This is a genomic window from Anoxybacillus amylolyticus (assembly GCF_001634285.1).
Classification (GTDB): Bacteria; Bacillota; Bacilli; order Bacillales; family Anoxybacillaceae; genus Anoxybacteroides; species Anoxybacteroides amylolyticum.
Genome location: NZ_CP015438.1, coordinates 2,402,199 through 2,418,152 on the forward strand (window position 1 = coordinate 2,402,199; position 15,954 = coordinate 2,418,152).

20 protein-coding genes are annotated in these 15,954 nt (G+C 45.1%); all 20 read right to left on the reverse strand.

Annotated features, from left to right (window positions below):
* Positions 1-36 precede the first annotated feature (36 nt).
* The 20 genes from GFC30_RS12235 to GFC30_RS12330 all read right to left on the reverse strand — a co-directional run bounded on the left by GFC30_RS12235 (position 37) and on the right by GFC30_RS12330 (position 15,899).
* A complete protein-coding gene (locus GFC30_RS12235; RefSeq protein ID WP_066325986.1) occupies positions 37-1,509 on the reverse strand; it encodes a spore germination protein in 1,473 nt (490 codons plus the stop codon).
* Complete coding sequence (locus GFC30_RS12240; RefSeq protein WP_066325989.1) at positions 1,475-2,068, reverse strand: stage V sporulation protein SpoVABEA; 594 nt, start codon at positions 2,066-2,068, stop codon at positions 1,475-1,477. The genes GFC30_RS12235 and GFC30_RS12240 overlap by 35 nt, the downstream gene beginning before the upstream one ends.
* A 6-nt stretch (positions 2,069-2,074) precedes the next feature.
* Positions 2,075-2,419 carry a SpoVA/SpoVAEb family sporulation membrane protein gene (locus GFC30_RS12245; RefSeq protein WP_066325991.1) on the reverse strand — a complete coding sequence of 115 codons (345 nt, stop codon included), beginning with the start codon at positions 2,417-2,419 and terminating at the stop codon, positions 2,075-2,077.
* A gap of 1 nt (position 2,420) precedes the next feature.
* Positions 2,421-3,431: a stage V sporulation protein AD gene (gene spoVAD, locus GFC30_RS12250; RefSeq protein WP_066325993.1), complete on the reverse strand. Its 1,011-nt coding sequence runs from the start codon at positions 3,429-3,431 to the stop codon at positions 2,421-2,423.
* Between the two features lie 12 nt (positions 3,432-3,443).
* Entirely contained in the window at positions 3,444-3,872 is a 429-nt protein-coding gene (locus GFC30_RS12255; protein WP_066325995.1) for a SpoVA/SpoVAEb family sporulation membrane protein, read from the reverse strand.
* A 2-nt stretch (positions 3,873-3,874) separates the two neighbouring features.
* Entirely contained in the window at positions 3,875-4,303 is a 429-nt protein-coding gene (locus GFC30_RS12260; RefSeq protein WP_066325996.1) for a stage V sporulation protein AB, read from the reverse strand.
* The gene (locus tag GFC30_RS12265; RefSeq protein ID WP_066327374.1) at positions 4,290-4,895 is read right to left on the reverse strand and encodes a stage V sporulation protein AA; all 606 of its coding nucleotides are present in this window, start codon (positions 4,893-4,895) and stop codon (positions 4,290-4,292) included. The genes GFC30_RS12260 and GFC30_RS12265 overlap by 14 nt, the downstream gene beginning before the upstream one ends.
* A 127-nt stretch (positions 4,896-5,022) precedes the next feature.
* Positions 5,023-5,772, reverse strand: coding sequence for an RNA polymerase sporulation sigma factor SigF (gene sigF / locus GFC30_RS12270; RefSeq protein ID WP_066325998.1), 750 nt, complete (start codon positions 5,770-5,772; stop codon positions 5,023-5,025).
* A 13-nt stretch (positions 5,773-5,785) separates the two neighbouring features.
* Positions 5,786-6,226, reverse strand: a complete 441-nt coding sequence (gene spoIIAB, locus GFC30_RS12275; protein ID WP_066325999.1) for an anti-sigma F factor — start codon at positions 6,224-6,226, stop codon at positions 5,786-5,788.
* Complete coding sequence (gene spoIIAA, locus GFC30_RS12280) at positions 6,227-6,565, reverse strand: anti-sigma F factor antagonist (RefSeq protein WP_409978521.1); 339 nt, start codon at positions 6,563-6,565, stop codon at positions 6,227-6,229.
* A 136-nt stretch (positions 6,566-6,701) separates the two neighbouring features.
* A complete protein-coding gene (locus tag GFC30_RS12285; RefSeq protein ID WP_066326001.1) occupies positions 6,702-7,868 on the reverse strand; it encodes a D-alanyl-D-alanine carboxypeptidase family protein in 1,167 nt (388 codons plus the stop codon).
* Between the two features lie 118 nt (positions 7,869-7,986).
* Positions 7,987-9,288, reverse strand: a complete 1,302-nt coding sequence (locus GFC30_RS12290) for a pyrimidine-nucleoside phosphorylase (protein WP_066326003.1) — start codon at positions 9,286-9,288, stop codon at positions 7,987-7,989.
* Positions 9,289-9,299: 11 nt separating this feature from the next.
* Complete coding sequence (locus GFC30_RS12295) at positions 9,300-10,127, reverse strand: purine-nucleoside phosphorylase (protein WP_066326005.1); 828 nt, start codon at positions 10,125-10,127, stop codon at positions 9,300-9,302.
* 12 nt (positions 10,128-10,139) lie between these two features.
* Positions 10,140-11,285, reverse strand: coding sequence for a phosphopentomutase (deoB, locus tag GFC30_RS12300; RefSeq protein WP_066327377.1), 1,146 nt, complete (start codon positions 11,283-11,285; stop codon positions 10,140-10,142).
* A gap of 398 nt (positions 11,286-11,683) precedes the next feature.
* Positions 11,684-12,580 carry a site-specific tyrosine recombinase XerD gene (xerD, locus tag GFC30_RS12305; RefSeq protein WP_066326008.1) on the reverse strand — a complete coding sequence of 299 codons (897 nt, stop codon included), beginning with the start codon at positions 12,578-12,580 and terminating at the stop codon, positions 11,684-11,686.
* Positions 12,581-12,586: 6 nt separating this feature from the next.
* Positions 12,587-12,799, reverse strand: coding sequence for a YqzK family protein (locus GFC30_RS12310; RefSeq protein ID WP_066326010.1), 213 nt, complete (start codon positions 12,797-12,799; stop codon positions 12,587-12,589).
* Between the two features lie 96 nt (positions 12,800-12,895).
* Positions 12,896-13,348, reverse strand: a complete 453-nt coding sequence (gene fur / locus GFC30_RS12315; protein ID WP_066326012.1) for a ferric iron uptake transcriptional regulator — start codon at positions 13,346-13,348, stop codon at positions 12,896-12,898.
* Between the two features lie 109 nt (positions 13,349-13,457).
* Positions 13,458-14,105, reverse strand: coding sequence for a stage II sporulation protein M (spoIIM, locus tag GFC30_RS12320; RefSeq protein ID WP_066326013.1), 648 nt, complete (start codon positions 14,103-14,105; stop codon positions 13,458-13,460).
* Positions 14,106-14,187: 82 nt separating this feature from the next.
* The gene (locus tag GFC30_RS12325) at positions 14,188-15,351 is read right to left on the reverse strand and encodes an endonuclease Q family protein (protein WP_066326014.1); all 1,164 of its coding nucleotides are present in this window, start codon (positions 15,349-15,351) and stop codon (positions 14,188-14,190) included.
* On the reverse strand, positions 15,348-15,899 hold the full coding sequence (locus GFC30_RS12330; protein WP_066327379.1) for an NUDIX hydrolase: 552 nt from the start codon (positions 15,897-15,899) through the stop codon (positions 15,348-15,350). The genes GFC30_RS12325 and GFC30_RS12330 overlap by 4 nt, the downstream gene beginning before the upstream one ends.
* Positions 15,900-15,954 lie beyond the last annotated feature (55 nt).

Consider the following 15,954-nt stretch of genomic DNA (forward strand, 5'->3'; position numbering starts at 1 on the left):
ACAATTTTAAGGAAGTTGCAATATAAATCTTTTCCATTAGGTCGGTTGTTTTTGTTGGTTTTGCGGGTGGACAATGCTTGGACGAACCGTTGTCCCTGCCACCGATCGGCGCACTAAAATTTGCAAAAACGCTGCTGGATCAAACGGGATAAACGGCCATAAGTACGGCGTATTGAGCGAACGAATTCGCACGAGCCAAATGAGGTAAACGGTCGTACCAATGACAAGCCCCGGCACTTTAAACACCGCAACGGCAAGCGCTAGCACGAGTCGCGCAATTTTATTGGCAATGCTTAACTCATAGCTTGGCGTCGCAAACGAGCCAATCGCCGCTACCGACACGTACAAAATCACTTCTGGCACAAATAAACCGACATCAATGGCAATTTGTCCGATTAAGACGGCAGCAATCAACCCCATCGCCGTCGACAGCGGCGTCGGCGTATGGATTGCAGCCATCCGCAAAAACTCAATCCCGAAATCGGCGATAAAAATTTGCACAATGACCGGAATATTCGTATGTTTATTCGGTCCAATGTACGACAGCTTCTCTGGGAGCAATGACGGTTCTAATACAAACAAAACCCAAAGTGGCAACAAAAAGAGCGACGACAATATTCCTAAAAACCGCACCCAACGGACAAACGTCCCAACCGCTGGATTTTGCCGATATTCTTCGGCATGCTGTACGTGGTGGAAAAACGTCGTCGGCGTAATAATCACGCTTGGCGACGTATCGACCATAATGATAACATGCCCTTCTAATAAATGTGTCGCCGCTACATCAGGGCGTTCCGTATAGCGCACAAGCGGGTACGGGTTATACCCTTGCTTCACTAAAAACTCTTCGATTGTTTTATCTCCCATCGTAAGGCCGTCAATTTTAATTTGCTGAATTTCTTTTTTCACTAGCTCTACAAGCCCTGGATCCGCGACGTCTTTAATATAGGCGATGCAAACATCCGTTTTCGACCGCTCGCCGACTTGAATAATTTCAAATCGCAACCGCTCATCGCGAATGCGCCGTCTTGTTAGCGCGGTGTTGACGATAATGTTTTCCACATACCCGTCACGCGCACCGCGTACGACTTTTTCTGTATCTGGCTCTTGAGGCTGGCGTCCAGGATAGCTGCGCACATCGACAATAAAGCCGCTTGTCTCCCCTTCTAATAAAATAACAATCAACCCTGACAACAATTTATTAATCGCTTCGTTTAAATTGTCGACCGAACTTACTTGCTGGTGGACGAGGCGGTTTTCAAGAATTTGCTTCGCCTGCGCCGTTTGCCGCTCTCGGTCGTTAATTTGCACAATCTGCTTTAACAACTCAATTAAATATTGCGTATCGCAAAGCCCGTTGCAATAATAAATGTGCACTTCTTTTTTCAAAATATATACTTTTCGTATTCCTAAATCAAAACTTGTCCCAATCCCGATTTTTTCTTTTAAATACGCTTCGTTATCAGCGAGGCTTTCAAAAATCGGCACTTTTTTTTCTGTCGTCGTCACATACTCCACTCCTTTCTAAAATTAACTCGACCGCTTTTTTCGTAATCGGGGAACCGTATTTGATATGATCGCGATAGCCCATTTTCCCAATGTCACCAATGCCAACGATGATAGGGATGTTTAACTGTTCGAGGCAATATACCGTATCGCCATTAATGCGCCCTACGTCTAATTCGCGAATGCCTTCTTTATCGACGCCATATTCGGTTAAATAGCCGTCTCGGTCGATGCTGACATCTACTTTTGTCCATTCGTGCTGATGGGTATTTGATGCAACGGCAATCGCGCCGATGACCTCGATTTGCTTATGGGTCGCAACGTATTTTAACGCTTGTTCCCCTGCCCCTTCGCCAATGGCACCACAATCATCAAACATGACAAATACAGGATCGTAAGGGGTTTGTAAAATAAGCCGTACAAGTTCTTTTCCTGTCAACACCGACGGGTTTCCGCGTGAACGGCTAATGCAGCGGCCGCCGACTTCTTTTGCGACATGTTCAATCGTTCGCCATGCAAACTCGTCTCCATCGGTTACAATAATGACCCGTCTTTTTTTCATCATGTTCTATCCTTTCGGTTTGCAAATAAGTGCGGTAAAAAACGAAAGAATGATTATCGCTACTATCTCTATCCCAACAAGGCGAAAGACGTTCGCGCCTGCTGCCATTACGTTTTGCTCTGTTGCCATGATAACGCCTTTAATAAGCCAATAACCAAAGCCGCTCATCGGCAACAGCGCCCCCATCCCAGCGATGTCAACTAGCCAATCATATACGCCTAGTGCACCTAAAACGACGCCAACTAACACTAAACCGATCACGACTTGCAACTGCGAAAATTTATAATCAATAAATAACTGAGCAACCCCACAAATCAACCCACCTACTAAAAACGCCAACCAATACTCCATTTCACTCCCCCCTCACCGCTTCAATGACGACCCCGTGGGCAATCGCAGGAATGGATTCGTTTTGTTGAATCATCGTCGGGCTTAATAACGCCCCGGTAGCCACGACTAACATTCGTTCAATCGCGCCTGCTGCCATTTCTTTTAACAAATGACCGTACGTCACTACAGCGCAACATGCACATCCGCTTCCGCCAGCAAACGCTGCTTTTTCCGGACGGTATATAAGTAACCCGCAATCATTGTAATTGCTCGTGACATCATACCCTGCTTCCATTAAAAGTTCTTTCACAATGACGCTGCCGACTCGGGATAAGTCTCCAGTCACAATTAAGTCATAGTCCGATGGCGAACGGCGCAAATCGTAAAAATGTTGTTCAATTGTATGGGCGGCAGCCGGCGCCATCGCGGAGCCCATATCAAGCGGGTTCGTTACCCCTGCATCGATTACCCTTCCAATCGTAGCAGCCGTCACACGAAAACGTCCCTTTTCTTTTCCAATTAATGCTGCTCCTGCTCCCGTGACCGTAAACGTTGCGCTTTTCGGCTTTTGGACACCAAGTTCCGTCGGATAACGAAACTGTCGCTCGGCGGTAGCGTTATGGCTGCTTGTTGCCGTAAGCGCACGCTTCGCAAATCCACCGTCAACGAGCGCTGCCCCAACCGCCAACGTTTCCATTGACGTTGAACATGCCCCGAACATGCATAGAAACGGAACGGGAAACTCACGCGCCGTATAGTTGGCAGTGGCGTTTTGATTTAATAAATCCCCAGCAAGCAGCACATCTACCTCATTCATCATGGTGTTGCCCTGTTGTAAACAGGCAGCAATCGCTTCTTGCATTAACCGTCGCTCGGCACGTTCCCACGTTTTTTCCCCACAGTATAAATCACGGTAGACGACGTCAAAACACTTACCAAGCGGTCCGTCTGCCTCAAAAGGACCAACCGCTGTGCCTGTCGCTTGAATATACACGTCATCAAACACCCACGTCTGCTTCCCAACGATCTTCACCCTATCCCCTCCTTACCTCATGAAGTACACCAGCCCCAACAAGTAGGCAGCAACAATTCCATATACGAGCGCTGCCCCGCCAATTTTAAACATATGACCTGCAATTCCGTTCACCACTCCTTCACTTCGATGCTCTAATGCAGCGCTTGTTAGCGAATTCGCAAACCCTGTAATTAACACCGTGGAACCAGCCCCAGCAAACTGGCTAAAATCGTCATACACGCCAATGGCAGTAAGCACGACCGCAGCGCCAATAAATAGAAGCAACACCGCCTGTTCCGCTGCTAACGACGGTATATTCACGCGAAATTGTGCACGTAACACTTCCGCTAAAACCGAAAGCCCCCCGCCGACAAAAAACGCCTTTAGGCTATTGGCTACATACGGTGGTTTCGGCTGAAATTTTTTTACTGCTTGTCGATAATTGTCGTGCAATCGCATCGCTACTTCCCCTCCACAACATAAATCCAGTAAAATAATGATCCGAACACTTTGCCAAAAACGATAGCCATGAGCAATAAAATCAATTTGTCCGCCATCCTCATTCGTTTCGCTAAAATTGGCCAAACATTTAGCACTTCTGTCAATGCCGCTGCTAACATTCCAATAAACACACCACTAAATAACCCAAGCGGAATAAGCCAATATTTCGATGCCCCTAATACGGAAGAGCGGAGGCTCATCCAACCGCCGATGACTGCACCAGCTACCGCACTCCATTCATAGGCGTGAATCGATTTCATCGTTTTCGTAAGTTGCGTCAATCGTGGAATAACCCCGAGAACGACTAAAAAAGCAACGAACCCTGTTCCAGTCGCAAGCCCTCCGGCAAAACTGACGATGACAACGAACGCAATTTCAATTGTCGTCAATTCGCTTCATACTTTCTTTATTTTCGTGCAATATTACGTACTGATCGAGCGACTGCTGGTAGTTGAACATCTCGACTTCAAGAGGGCTTGGCTCTTCGTTGAGCCGTTTGCGGAACAGATGGTTAAAAAATAAAATCATGCCTATCCCTAATCCAAGCGAATACGGAATTTGAAACAGTAATGGTTTTTGCGTTTTTTCACCAGTAATCATCGTATATAAATGTTGATGCATTTCTTTCATGCTGACGTCTTCATGAAAATTCATAATCGCTAGCGCCGAACCGATAAACAGCAATAGCCAAACGAGCAAAAAGGAAAGAAACGGCACGCGCTTTTTTTCATAAACTACTTCAACAATCGTTTGCGCTGGCCCGATCGTTTGGACGTCTACTGTTTTCTCGGTGCGAACAATCGTGTCGATCACTTTCATAACATCGATAATGACGATATTTTTATCGTGCGGTTGAATTTGATAAATGGGAAGCTGCTTTATTTTTTTTAGTAATTGATCGTCCGTTGCGATCATTTGTGCAACATCCCCAACAACGACAAGTTCGTGCGGCTTTACTTGGACGCGATGACGTAATTTCATGAAAACTGTTTCCAATCGTCTCACACCTTTATTTATTTTTTCTCACTTAGTATGTTTGGACAAAAAAGGAATGATACGGCTAACGGATAATTACCATCAATTAAATAAAAAAAGAAAAGAATGGGTACTATTCACCCATTCTTTGTTTTATTTGTTGTAAAATCTTTTTTTCCAACCGTGATACTTGCACTTGAGAGATGCCTAATCTAGATGCCACTTCTGATTGCGTTTGGTCTTTATAATAGCGCAAATACACGATGAGTCGTTCCCGTTCCTCTAGCTCTTCAATCGCTTTTTTTAACACGAGCTTATCGAACCATAGCTCTTCTTGATTCGCAATTTGGTCAAGAAGTGTAATCGGGTCCCCATCATTTTCATACACCGTTTCATGAATGGACGCTGGAGAACGAGCGGCTTCTTGTGCCAGCACGACGTCTTCTGGTGAAATTTGCAAGTAATCGGCGATTTCTGTTACCGTTGGCGCTCGACCGTATTGCTTGGATAGCTCGTCTTTCGCTTTGCGAATTTTATTGCCTGTTTCTTTTAACGAACGGCTCACTTTCACGGTGCCATCATCGCGAATAAATCGTTGAATTTCTCCAATAATCATCGGTACCGCATACGTCGAAAACTTTACATCATACGATAAATCAAATTTATCGACTGATTTTAGTAAGCCGATGCACCCGATTTGAAACAAGTCGTCCGGCTCATAACCGCGATTGAGAAAGCGTTGCACGACCGACCAAACAAGGCGCATGTTTTTTTGAATAATTTCATCACGTGCCTCTTCGTCGCCTTCTTGGCTGCGCCGGATGAGTTCTTTCAGTTCGTGGTCTTTCATCGGCGTCTGCTCTTGCTTGACATCGACATCCATAGGCATGTCTCCCTTAATTGCATAGCGCTTTACTCTTTGTAATGTACTTCGTTAATTGTACAGTTGTGCCTTTATTCATTTCCGAATGAATCGTTACTTCATCCATGAAATTTTCCATAATCGTAAAGCCCATTCCAGACCGTTCTAATTCAGGCTTTGTCGTAAACAACGGCTGCCGCGCTTCTTCCACATTCGCAATGCCAATTCCTTCATCTTTAATCGTCATTTGCACAACGCCATCCTCGATGACGACTGAAATGTAGACAATGCCATTCGGGTCGTTATTATAGCCATGAATGATGGCGTTTGTGACCGCTTCGGAGACGACCGTTTTAATTTCTGTCAGTTCATCCATCGTCGGGTCGAGCTGTGCGACAAACGCTGCCACCGTTACCCGTGCAAACGATTCGTTTTGGCTTAGTGCGGAAAACTGGAGGTGCATTTCGTTTCTCATTTACGCCACCCCCAACGTTTGTAATGCATATTGTTCATCCGACTCAAGCCGGATGATTTTAAATAATCCGGACATATCGAACAGCCGTTTAATTGCCGGAGAAATGGCGCAAACGATCATTTCCCCACCGACATTTTTAATTTGTTTATACCGGCCTAAAATAACGCCAAGACCGGAGCTATCCATAAAGGTTAATTGGCTTAAATTAAGCACGATATGGCGAATTGGTTTTGTTTCCATCAAGTCCGTCACTTTCTCGCGGAGCGCTTCCGCTGTGTGATGGTCAAGCTCTCCGGAAAGACGAACAAGCAATACATTTTGCTTTACTTCAAAGTCCATCGTCAGACTCACTGCACTTTCCCCCTTATCGCATGATAGAAAACTATTTCGTGCACAAGAAGGGAAAGTCCTGCTGACTGACAAAAGTAGTCGGCATTCGCGGAAAATAGAACAAAAACTACAAAAATGGACATTTTTACGCAGATTTTGTCAATGCTTGTAACGTCCGTTTAAACAAATCCCACCAGCTCGCTTCGGCGACTGACTGTTTCGCTACAAGCGGGCGGCGCAATATCTCTTTCCCATTTTGTTTTAGAATGAGTGTTCCAAGCACATCTCCTTTTCGAACAGGTGCCTGTATGTTTTCGTTTAGTTTCACGACCTTTTTCATTTCTTTCACAGATACGCCTTTTTTCGTTAATACCGAAATCGGCTCATCGGTAACGGCTTCTATTGCTTTCGTTTTTCCTTTGCTTACTTTGACCGTGGCAATGACCGTATTTTTCTTATACACCGGATGGGTTTCGTATTGGCTAAAAGCATAATCTAGTAGCTTTGTCATTTGTGCGTTTCGGTCTTTTGGCGTTGGTGCTCCAAAGATGACACCAATGACGCGCATGCCGTTCTTTTTCGCCGTCGCCGTTAAACAATATTTTGCTTCTGCCGTAAATCCTGTTTTCACACCATCGACCCCTGGGTAAAATTTCACGAGTCGGTTTGTGTTAACAAGCCAAAATTTTTCGTCCGTATTTTCCCGTAAATAGTCTTCATATTTTCCGGTATATTTTGTAATGTCGTCATATTTTAATAACTCTTTTGCCATCATTGCCATGTCGTAAGCGCTACTGTAATGCCCTTCGGCAGGAAGACCGGTCGCATTTTTAAAGACGGTATCTTTTAAACCGAGTTGCTTCGCTTTTTTGTTCATCATTTTGACAAACGCTTCTTCCGATCCAGCGATTCGCTCCGCCATGGCGACAGAGGCGTCATTTGCCGAACCGATGGCAATCCCTCGCATCATCTCATCGACGGTCATTTCTTCCCCCGGCTCTAAAAAGATTTGCGAACCGCCCATCGATGCCGCATATTCGCTTGTACGCACTTTTTCATTCCATTTTAGCTTTCCTTCATGAATCGCCTCCATAATCAGTAGCATCGTCATAATTTTCGTCATACTCGCTGGCGGCAGTTTTTCATGTGCGTTTTTTGCATATAACACCATGCCTGTATCACGCTCGAGCAAAATCGCTGACCGGGCTTGAGTTACAAGCTCAATGCTAGAGTCTTTCTCCTGTGCGTAAACATTGGACATTGGAACCGTCCAAGCAATTAACAGCAAAAAACTCGTCATTACTTTCCACATACCCAACCCTCCATTCTTTATACATTCCATTTTTTCCATTTTGTTATTTTTTATACAAAAAAAGAAGGCATCCCAAACGTATTGGGACACCTTTTTATACACATATGAAAAATCTTTATTACGAAATTTTATCGTAAATAAGCGTTGGCGCTTGCACTCGTTCGGAAGAAAGACGAATATTTTCATACAGCTTTTGTTTGACGTCGTCGATTTGTTCTCGGTTGCTGTAAATCGTTACAAGCGATTCGCCTTGTTTCACCGCATCGCCCACTTTTTTGCGCAATACTAAGCCGACCGCTAAATCAATCGTCGATTCTTTCGTCGCTCGTCCCGCCCCTAGTAACATCGCTGCTGTACCAATTTCATCGGCAACAATTTCGGCTACATAGCCGTCTTCTTTCGCCTCTAATTCGATGACATATTTTGCTTGCGGCAATTTGCTTTGGTCATCAACAACGGACGCATCCCCGCCTTGTGCGGCTAAAAACCGTTTGAACGCCTCAAGCGCTGAACCATCTTCGATTGCACGTTCTAGCATATGGCGCGCTTCTTCTAAAGAGGACGCTTTTTTCGCTAAATAGACCATATGGCTGCCAAGCACAAGGCAAAGTTCTTGCAAATCTTTCGGTCCTTCTCCTTTTAACGTATCGATCGCTTCTTTCACTTCGAGCGCATTACCAATCGCATAGCCGAGCGGCTGGCTCATATCAGAAATAATCGCCATCGTTTGTCGGCCGACGCGGTTGCCGATTTCGACCATCGCTTTCGCGAGCGCTTTCGCATCGTCTAGTTCTTTCATAAATGCGCCAGCACCTGTTTTGACATCTAAAACGATCGCGTCTGCCCCAGCGGCAATTTTTTTGCTCATAATCGATGAAGCGATTAATGGAATGCTATTAACCGTTGCTGTCACATCGCGCAAGGCATACAATTTTTTATCCGCCGGCGTTAAGTTGCCAGACTGGCCGACAACAGCAATTTTATTTTTGTTGACTAACTCAATGAATTCCTCGTTACTAATTTCGACGTGGAAACCAGGAACGGACTCAAGCTTGTCAATCGTTCCACCTGTATGCCCAAGACCGCGCCCAGACATTTTCGCCACGGGCACACCAACGGAAGCGACGAGCGGACCAAGTACAAGCGTCGTCGTATCACCCACGCCGCCTGTTGAGTGTTTATCCACTTTAATTCCGTTAATTTTTGAAAGGTCGATCGTTTCTCCAGAGTGAACGATCGCCATCGTGAGTTCAGCTGTTTCTTCATCGGTCATACCTTGGAAAAATACTGCCATCGCAAACGCGCTCATTTGGTAGTCGGGAATTTCCCCATTTGTGTAGCCTTGAATAATAAACTGAATTTCTTCTTTCGTCAACGCGTAGCCGTCGCGCTTTTTTTCAATTAAATCGACCATTCTCATCGCTTTTCACCTCATTTGTTTTCTGCCATTTCACGCACAATTGCTTTCACAAACTGTAAAAAGTCCGCCTTTACTTTTTCCGTCGTTTCGATCACTTCATCGTGCGTTAGCGGCTGGTCGAGAATGCCTGCTGCCATGTTGGAAATGCAAGAAATTCCTAATACTTCCATGTGTGCATGGCGAGCAACGATGACTTCTGGTACGGTCGACATGCCGACCGCATCGCCACCAATGGCGCGAATCATGCGAATTTCTGCTGGTGTTTCATAGGACGGACCGGTATTTGCGACGTACACTCCTTCTCGCACGCGAATTCCTAAGCGGGAAGCAACGTCTTTCGCAAGCTTCCGCAACCGCTTGCTATACGCTTCGGTCATATCTGGGAAACGAACGCCGAGCGCCGAATCATTTGGTCCGATAAGCGGATTTGTTCCCATGTTATTAATATGGTCGGAAATAATCATTAAATCGCCCGGCTGGAACGTTTCGTTTACACCGCCGGCTGCATTTGTGACAATTAATTTCTCCACACCAAGCGCCTTCATCACGCGAATCGGGAACGTCACTTTGTCTAAGCTGTATCCTTCATAATAATGGAAGCGGCCTTGCATCGCGAGCACGGTCGCACCTTCCAATTGGCCGTACACTAATTGCCCCGCATGGCCTTCCACCGTGGAAACCGGAAATTGCGGGATCTCGCTATACGGAATTTTCACGGCACTCTCGATTTCATCAGCCAACACGCCAAGGCCAGAGCCGAGAATGAGTCCGATTTGCGGCGGTGTTGAAAATTTTTCGGTTAAAAATTGTGCGGCTTGTTCAATCGCTGCTCGATTCATGCATGTTCCCCCTCACTTCAATTCCGCTAAAAAACTTGTTCCGTATTTTGGCATGTTGACGTGAAAGTTTTCCGCAATCGTCGCACCGACATCGGCAAACGTTTGGCGAAGCGTCAATTCTTTTCCGCCATTCATGCTCGGGCTGTAGACAAGAAGCGGCACGTATTCGCGCGTATGGTCAGTGCCATGATGGACAGGGTCATTTCCATGGTCTGCGGTAATGATTAGTACATCGTCTTCTTTTAAAAGCGACAACACTTCCGCTAGGCGTTCGTCAAACGCTTCAAGCGCATCGCCATATCCTTTCGGGTCGCGGCGGTGGCCGTATAGGGCATCAAAATCAACAAGGTTGACAAAGCTAAGCCCCGTAAAATTCATATGCAGCGTGTCAATCAATTTATCCATGCCATCCATATTCGATTTCGTGCGGAGCGATTTTGTCACGCCTTCATTATCGTAAATGTCGGAAATTTTCCCGATCGCAATCACTTCATAGCCCGCATCTTGTAGTTCGTTCATCACGGTGCGGCCAAACGGCTTTAGCGCATAATCGTGGCGATTTGCCGTACGTTGGAAATTTCCTGGCGTGCCGATGAACGGACGGGCGATGACGCGGCCGACCATATATTTTTCATCAAGCGTCAACTCACGGGCGATTTTACAAATGTTGTATAGCTCGTCAAGTGGAATGACCTCTTCATGCGCGGCAATTTGCAATACAGAATCTGCCGATGTATAGACGATTAATGCCCCTGTTTCCATATGCTCTGGACCAAGCTCGTCAATGATTGCCGTTCCGCTTGCTGGTTTATTGCCAATGACTTTCCGCCCTGTTCGCTTTTCTAATTCGGCAATTAATTCTCGAGGGAAGCCGTCAGGAAATACTTGAAACGGGGTGTCGATGCGCAGTCCCATTAACTCCCAATGGCCAGTCATCGTGTCTTTCCCAGCCGATGCTTCTTGCATTTTTGTATAGTAGGCAAGCGGTTTGTCCGCTTTCGGCACTCCTTTGATTTCACGAATATTGCTTAAGCCAAGCTTCGCCATGTTCGGCATGTTCAAGCCACCGCGATGTTCGGCGATATGCCCGAGCGTATCAGCCCCTTTATCGTTATATTTTTCCGCATCCGGTGCTTCGCCGATGCCGACCGAGTCCATGACAATTAAAAAGACGCGTTTGTATTTGTATGTAGACACTTTTTTTCCTCCTTGCAAACCATCGTTTTTTCGCGTACAGCTATAAATAGTCTACCATTTTGTCCCTTTTATTGGTTCTTCGCCAAAAGTTGTGCTTGATTTTTTATAACACGCTCTACTGACGCTTGTGAGGAAGAATCAGCAAATCAATGATTTTTGCACATTCTTGTTCAAGAAAGCGTATCACTTATCAAGTACATATTGTGGTGATGAACCCTTTTATTTGTAGCATGCCCTTCCTTTTGAAAAACAGACAGTTCCACCAATGGTCAGAAGTCTGACAACTACATTATAAAACGTTTTCATATTGATGTGCAATAAAATAAATGTGAACAATTTGCGCCTAAAAAAAACACCCGCTACGCCCGCGGGTGGTATTGCTGGTACACGTCTTTTAAGCGCGTTTTCGTGACGTGCGTATAAATTTGTGTCGTAGAAATATCGGCATGTCCTAACAACTCTTGCACAGCACGCAAGTCGGCACCGTTTTCAAGTAAATGGGTGGCGAACGAATGGCGAAACGTATGTGGGGTTAGTTCTTTTTCGATGTTCGCTTCTTTCGCAAGCTTTTTTAAAATTTTCCAAAACCCTTGCCGCGTTAATCGTTCGCCGTGATGATTTAAAAATAAAGCATCCGTCGCCCGTTTTTTCGGATGAAGCAGTTTCGGTCGCGCTTCTTCGATGTATATCTTTAACGCTGAAAGCGCAATCCGCCCGACTGGAATAATCCGCTCTTTATTCCCTTTTCCGTAACAACGGACAAACCCCATCGTCAAATGGACGTCAGAAAGGTTTAAATTAATCATTTCACTGACGCGCATGCCGGTCGCATACAACAATTCAAGCATCGCTTTGTCACGAATGCCAAACGGCGTGTTTGCTTTCGGTGCATCTAACAGCGCCTCGACTTCCGCTGTCGATAATACTTTTGGCAAGCTCCGCTCAAGCTGCGGCGTTTCGATATGAACGGTCGGATCTTTGTCCGTCACTTTTTCCCGCAATAAAAACTGGTGAAACGAACGAATGGACGCGATATGGCGCGCAATCGTTTTCGCCGAGTTCCCGCCCTCTTTTAAAAACTTTAAAAATTGCAAAATATGAAGGCGGGATACATCATTCCATGATTGCACTTGTTCGACGTTGATTAAATAATGTGCATATTTTCGCAAATCGCGTTCATACGACACGATCGTATTTTTCGCCAAATTTCGCTCGACCGTTAAGTAATGGAGGAAATCTTTCATTTCATCGTTCAATGTTCTCTACTCCCCATCGCGATAAAAAAGTATAAATCGTTTCAGCCAATCGGTTGATGTCGTTTCGGTTGTCGATACTTTCACCGCCGACCCTTGTGGCTCATCATAGCGATGATAGCTTTCGTACTCTCGATAGAACCATATAAGACTATAATAAAACAAAATTGTACATCCCGTAAATAAAACAAATGTTTTAATCACTTGCCACAACGTTTTCACGGCATACCCTCCTAAAATAGCACTTATTATTAAGGATATGCCTTCGTTTTTTCTTTTTATACATGAAAAAACCTTTCCCGATGGAAAAGGTTTTTATTATTCTTGCTCATCTTTTTGTTGGCACCGATAACAAATGCCATGAAACGTTAACCGATGGTCTTTAATTTTAAATTTCCAATCTCGTTCGACAATTGCTTCTACTTCCTCTAATAAATCTTCTTGAATCTCCGCTACTGAGCCGCATTCGATACATACTAAATGATGATGAAAATGAGCCGCGCCTTCTTGGCGAAGATCATACCGTGATACGCCGTCGCCAAAGTTGATCTTATCGACGATTTTCAACTCGGTTAATAGCTCTAACGTCCGATATACCGTCGCTAATCCGATTTCGGGAGATTTTTCTTTAACGAGGAGGTAGACATCTTCTGCACTTAAGTGGTCTTCTTCATGTTCTAACAGAACTCGCACAGTCGCCTCGCGCTGCGGTGTCAATTTGTATCCGGCGGTATGCAATAATTTTTTGATTCGCTCGATTCGATCTTCCATTTCTTTTCCCTCCCTCGTCGTTCATTTATCATTATACAAAAGAACGGGGGAAGTATCAAAGTAAAATTATTATCATTAAATAAATAAAAATATTATTAAATAATAAAAATTATCTTTTGTTTATGAATTCGATGACTTGCTTCATCACAATCGGCGAGACGTACGCTTCCATTGACGCGGAAAGAAGCAACACTGCGCTAATCGCCACCATGACAAACGCATAGCGCATAATCATCGGAAAAATCGGTTCATGCATCCGCTTCATAAATTGATTACGAACCATTTTTAACGAAAAAGAAATCGCGATCGTCCCCATGATAATAACCGCTGGAATGACGATCACATTTTGCGGCATCACCGAAACGAACGATAATAAAAACCCTTGCCAACCCATTTGATTGACAAGAAACCCAACCGTAAATCCGACGACGACCCCTTTTAAAAACAAAAGCACTAAAATCAGCGGCAAGCCGATAATCGAAATCCCGAGCACCCACATAAAGCCGATATATTGCAAATTGTGAAAGTAGCTTTGTTGAAACATGTCGTACTCACTAGCCAACTGCCCCTTCGCTACTTGTCCAAAAAATTGCGTTAAATAATAATATAAATCTTGTTTTTGGTTTAAATTTAAACTATTCACAACGATTGCCCCGAAAATAACGCCCATTAGAAACAAGACAATGGTAAATAAATACACCGAAGCATGTTCCCGAACATGCATGAGAACGGCGGATTTCAACGGCTGCTTCCTCATCTTCTCTTCCTCCTACTTTCGCTCTTACTAGATTGTATGAAAAAAGCGAACGTCTATGACGAAAGAAAAGAAAAAATCGCCCTTATGTAAGAGCGATTTTTCCGTATTTGCCGCCACCGCCTGCTGTAATCGCAAGCTGACCGCTTCTAGCAAGCACAATCCGTTCCGCCAATTTTTCGCCGACGACATCCGCCAACTGTTCTTTTGTCGCTTGATGAAGCACATACATTTCCGTGCCAAAATGTTGAAGCAACATGTTATACGTTTTCTCTCCAAGCCCGGGGATAAATTCGAGCGGCACTTGATAAATGTAAGGCGGACGCTTTGGCGGTACACCGTCCGTTTTCAATTCATGCAGCCGGTCAAACACCCCTTTTACACACCGGTCATGTCCGCACGACGGGCAGCGTTCATTGCTTCCGTTCATCGGGGCAAAGCATCGTTCACACGCCGTTTGATAGTATTTGCCAAGCTTCGGGTTTAATCCATAGTTTGCCACAATCGCTCTCCCATCCTCTTTTCGTAACGCCTTTTTCAACTCAGCAAACATCGGGTGATGCATGCGTACAATTTGATATTCGCGCGCCATTTTTCTTAGCGAATGGGCGTCGGAGTTAGAAAGGTACGGATAGCGGTGCAATTCGGCAATTTGATCGGCCATCTCGGAATCAGCGCTTAACCCCAGCTCCACCGCGTCCATCCAATCCGGTTCGAACACTTCCGTTAAGCTTTGCTTCACTCCTCTGCCATATAGACTTTTAAACGGGGTAAAAGCATGCGCAGGAATAAACAACCCTTCTAATTGTTTGACGATTTCTTGCAGTTTGCGCCCTGTTCCGTACATGCGCTGGGAGCTGAGCGAGATGTTTTTGATGCGCTTTTCTAGCCACTCGGAAAATAAGCGCATCGCAGCGATCGTCGGCAAAAAAACAAGCACATGAATGGGACCGTGGCAATGGTTATCGTAAATTTCGATCTCACTCCCTAATAAAAGCGTGACGTTTCCTGCCTGCACGCCTCCTTCTTTCTGTTCACTCCAGCCGTTTGCTTCCATTTCCCGTTCCAATTCATCAAGCACTTCCGGAACGTGGCTATCGACAATCCCGACGATATGCAGTCCTTTCACACGTTCTGCCTCATGTAAAATATTCGCTAGCGTTAACGTTTTTGCGCCTGTTACCTTTACTGGCTTGCCAGAAGCCGTTCGCCCGATGTGAATGTGCAAATCGACGTAATAGTCGTTCATTTTTTTAATGCCCGCGCAAGCTGCAAATATTGTAAAGCATAGGCGGTCTTCGCATCGTAAATTTCTTTCGCTTCAAGCATAGCCAACGCCTCCTCTAACGTCACTTCCAATAAATCGACAAATTCATCGGCATCAAGCCCCGCTGCTTCTTCTAGTTTCACAAGCCCTTCGGCGACATATAGATGAACAAGTTCATCGGCAAACCCTGGGGACGTGTAAAAAGAAATCAAGTGGCGCATCGATTGAGCGGAATAGCCCGTTTCTTCTTCTAGTTCACGTCGAGCCGTTGCAAGCGGTTCTTCCCCTTTTTCTAATTTTCCCGCTGGAATTTCGATTAATACACGCTCTAACGCTTTCCGGTATTGCCGAACAAGCACTAATTTTCCTTCGTTTGTCAGCGGGAGAATCGCCACCGCTCCCGGATGTTTGACGATTTCCCGCTTGCTCGTGTTTCCGTTTGGCAATTGCACGTCCTCGACATATACTTGAATAACTTTGCCGCTAAAAATTTTCTCTTGACGAATCGTTTTTTCGATTAAATGGTCCATTCGTTTTCGCTCCCGTCGAATCATTTTCGTTTTCATTGTACTACATTTTCGTATA

Coding starts and splice junctions, on each gene's coding strand:
- GFC30_RS12240 (WP_066325989.1), bottom strand. CDS start 2,068: ATGAAAAAAAGACGGGTCATTATTGTAACCGATGGAGACGAGTTTGCA.
- GFC30_RS12245 (WP_066325991.1), bottom strand. CDS start 2,419: ATGGAGTATTGGTTGGCGTTTTTAGTAGGTGGGTTGATTTGTGGGGTT.
- GFC30_RS12255 (WP_066325995.1), bottom strand. CDS start 3,872: ATGCGATTGCACGACAATTATCGACAAGCAGTAAAAAAATTTCAGCCG.
- GFC30_RS12265 (WP_066327374.1), bottom strand. CDS start 4,895: ATGAAATTACGTCATCGCGTCCAAGTAAAGCCGCACGAACTTGTCGTT.
- sigF (WP_066325998.1), bottom strand. CDS start 5,772: ATGGATGTCGATGTCAAGCAAGAGCAGACGCCGATGAAAGACCACGAA.
- spoIIAB (WP_066325999.1), bottom strand. CDS start 6,226: ATGAGAAACGAAATGCACCTCCAGTTTTCCGCACTAAGCCAAAACGAA.
- spoIIAA (WP_409978521.1), bottom strand. CDS start 6,565: ATGGACTTTGAAGTAAAGCAAAATGTATTGCTTGTTCGTCTTTCCGGA.
- GFC30_RS12285 (WP_066326001.1), bottom strand. CDS start 7,868: ATGTGGAAAGTAATGACGAGTTTTTTGCTGTTAATTGCTTGGACGGTT.
- GFC30_RS12290 (WP_066326003.1), bottom strand. CDS start 9,288: ATGAGAATGGTCGATTTAATTGAAAAAAAGCGCGACGGCTACGCGTTG.
- GFC30_RS12295 (WP_066326005.1), bottom strand. CDS start 10,127: ATGAATCGAGCAGCGATTGAACAAGCCGCACAATTTTTAACCGAAAAA.
- deoB (WP_066327377.1), bottom strand. CDS start 11,285: ATGGACTCGGTCGGCATCGGCGAAGCACCGGATGCGGAAAAATATAAC.
- fur (WP_066326012.1), bottom strand. CDS start 13,348: ATGGAAGATCGAATCGAGCGAATCAAAAAATTATTGCATACCGCCGGA.
- spoIIM (WP_066326013.1), bottom strand. CDS start 14,105: ATGAGGAAGCAGCCGTTGAAATCCGCCGTTCTCATGCATGTTCGGGAA.
- GFC30_RS12325 (WP_066326014.1), bottom strand. CDS start 15,351: ATGAACGACTATTACGTCGATTTGCACATTCACATCGGGCGAACGGCT.
- GFC30_RS12330 (WP_066327379.1), bottom strand. CDS start 15,899: ATGGACCATTTAATCGAAAAAACGATTCGTCAAGAGAAAATTTTTAGC.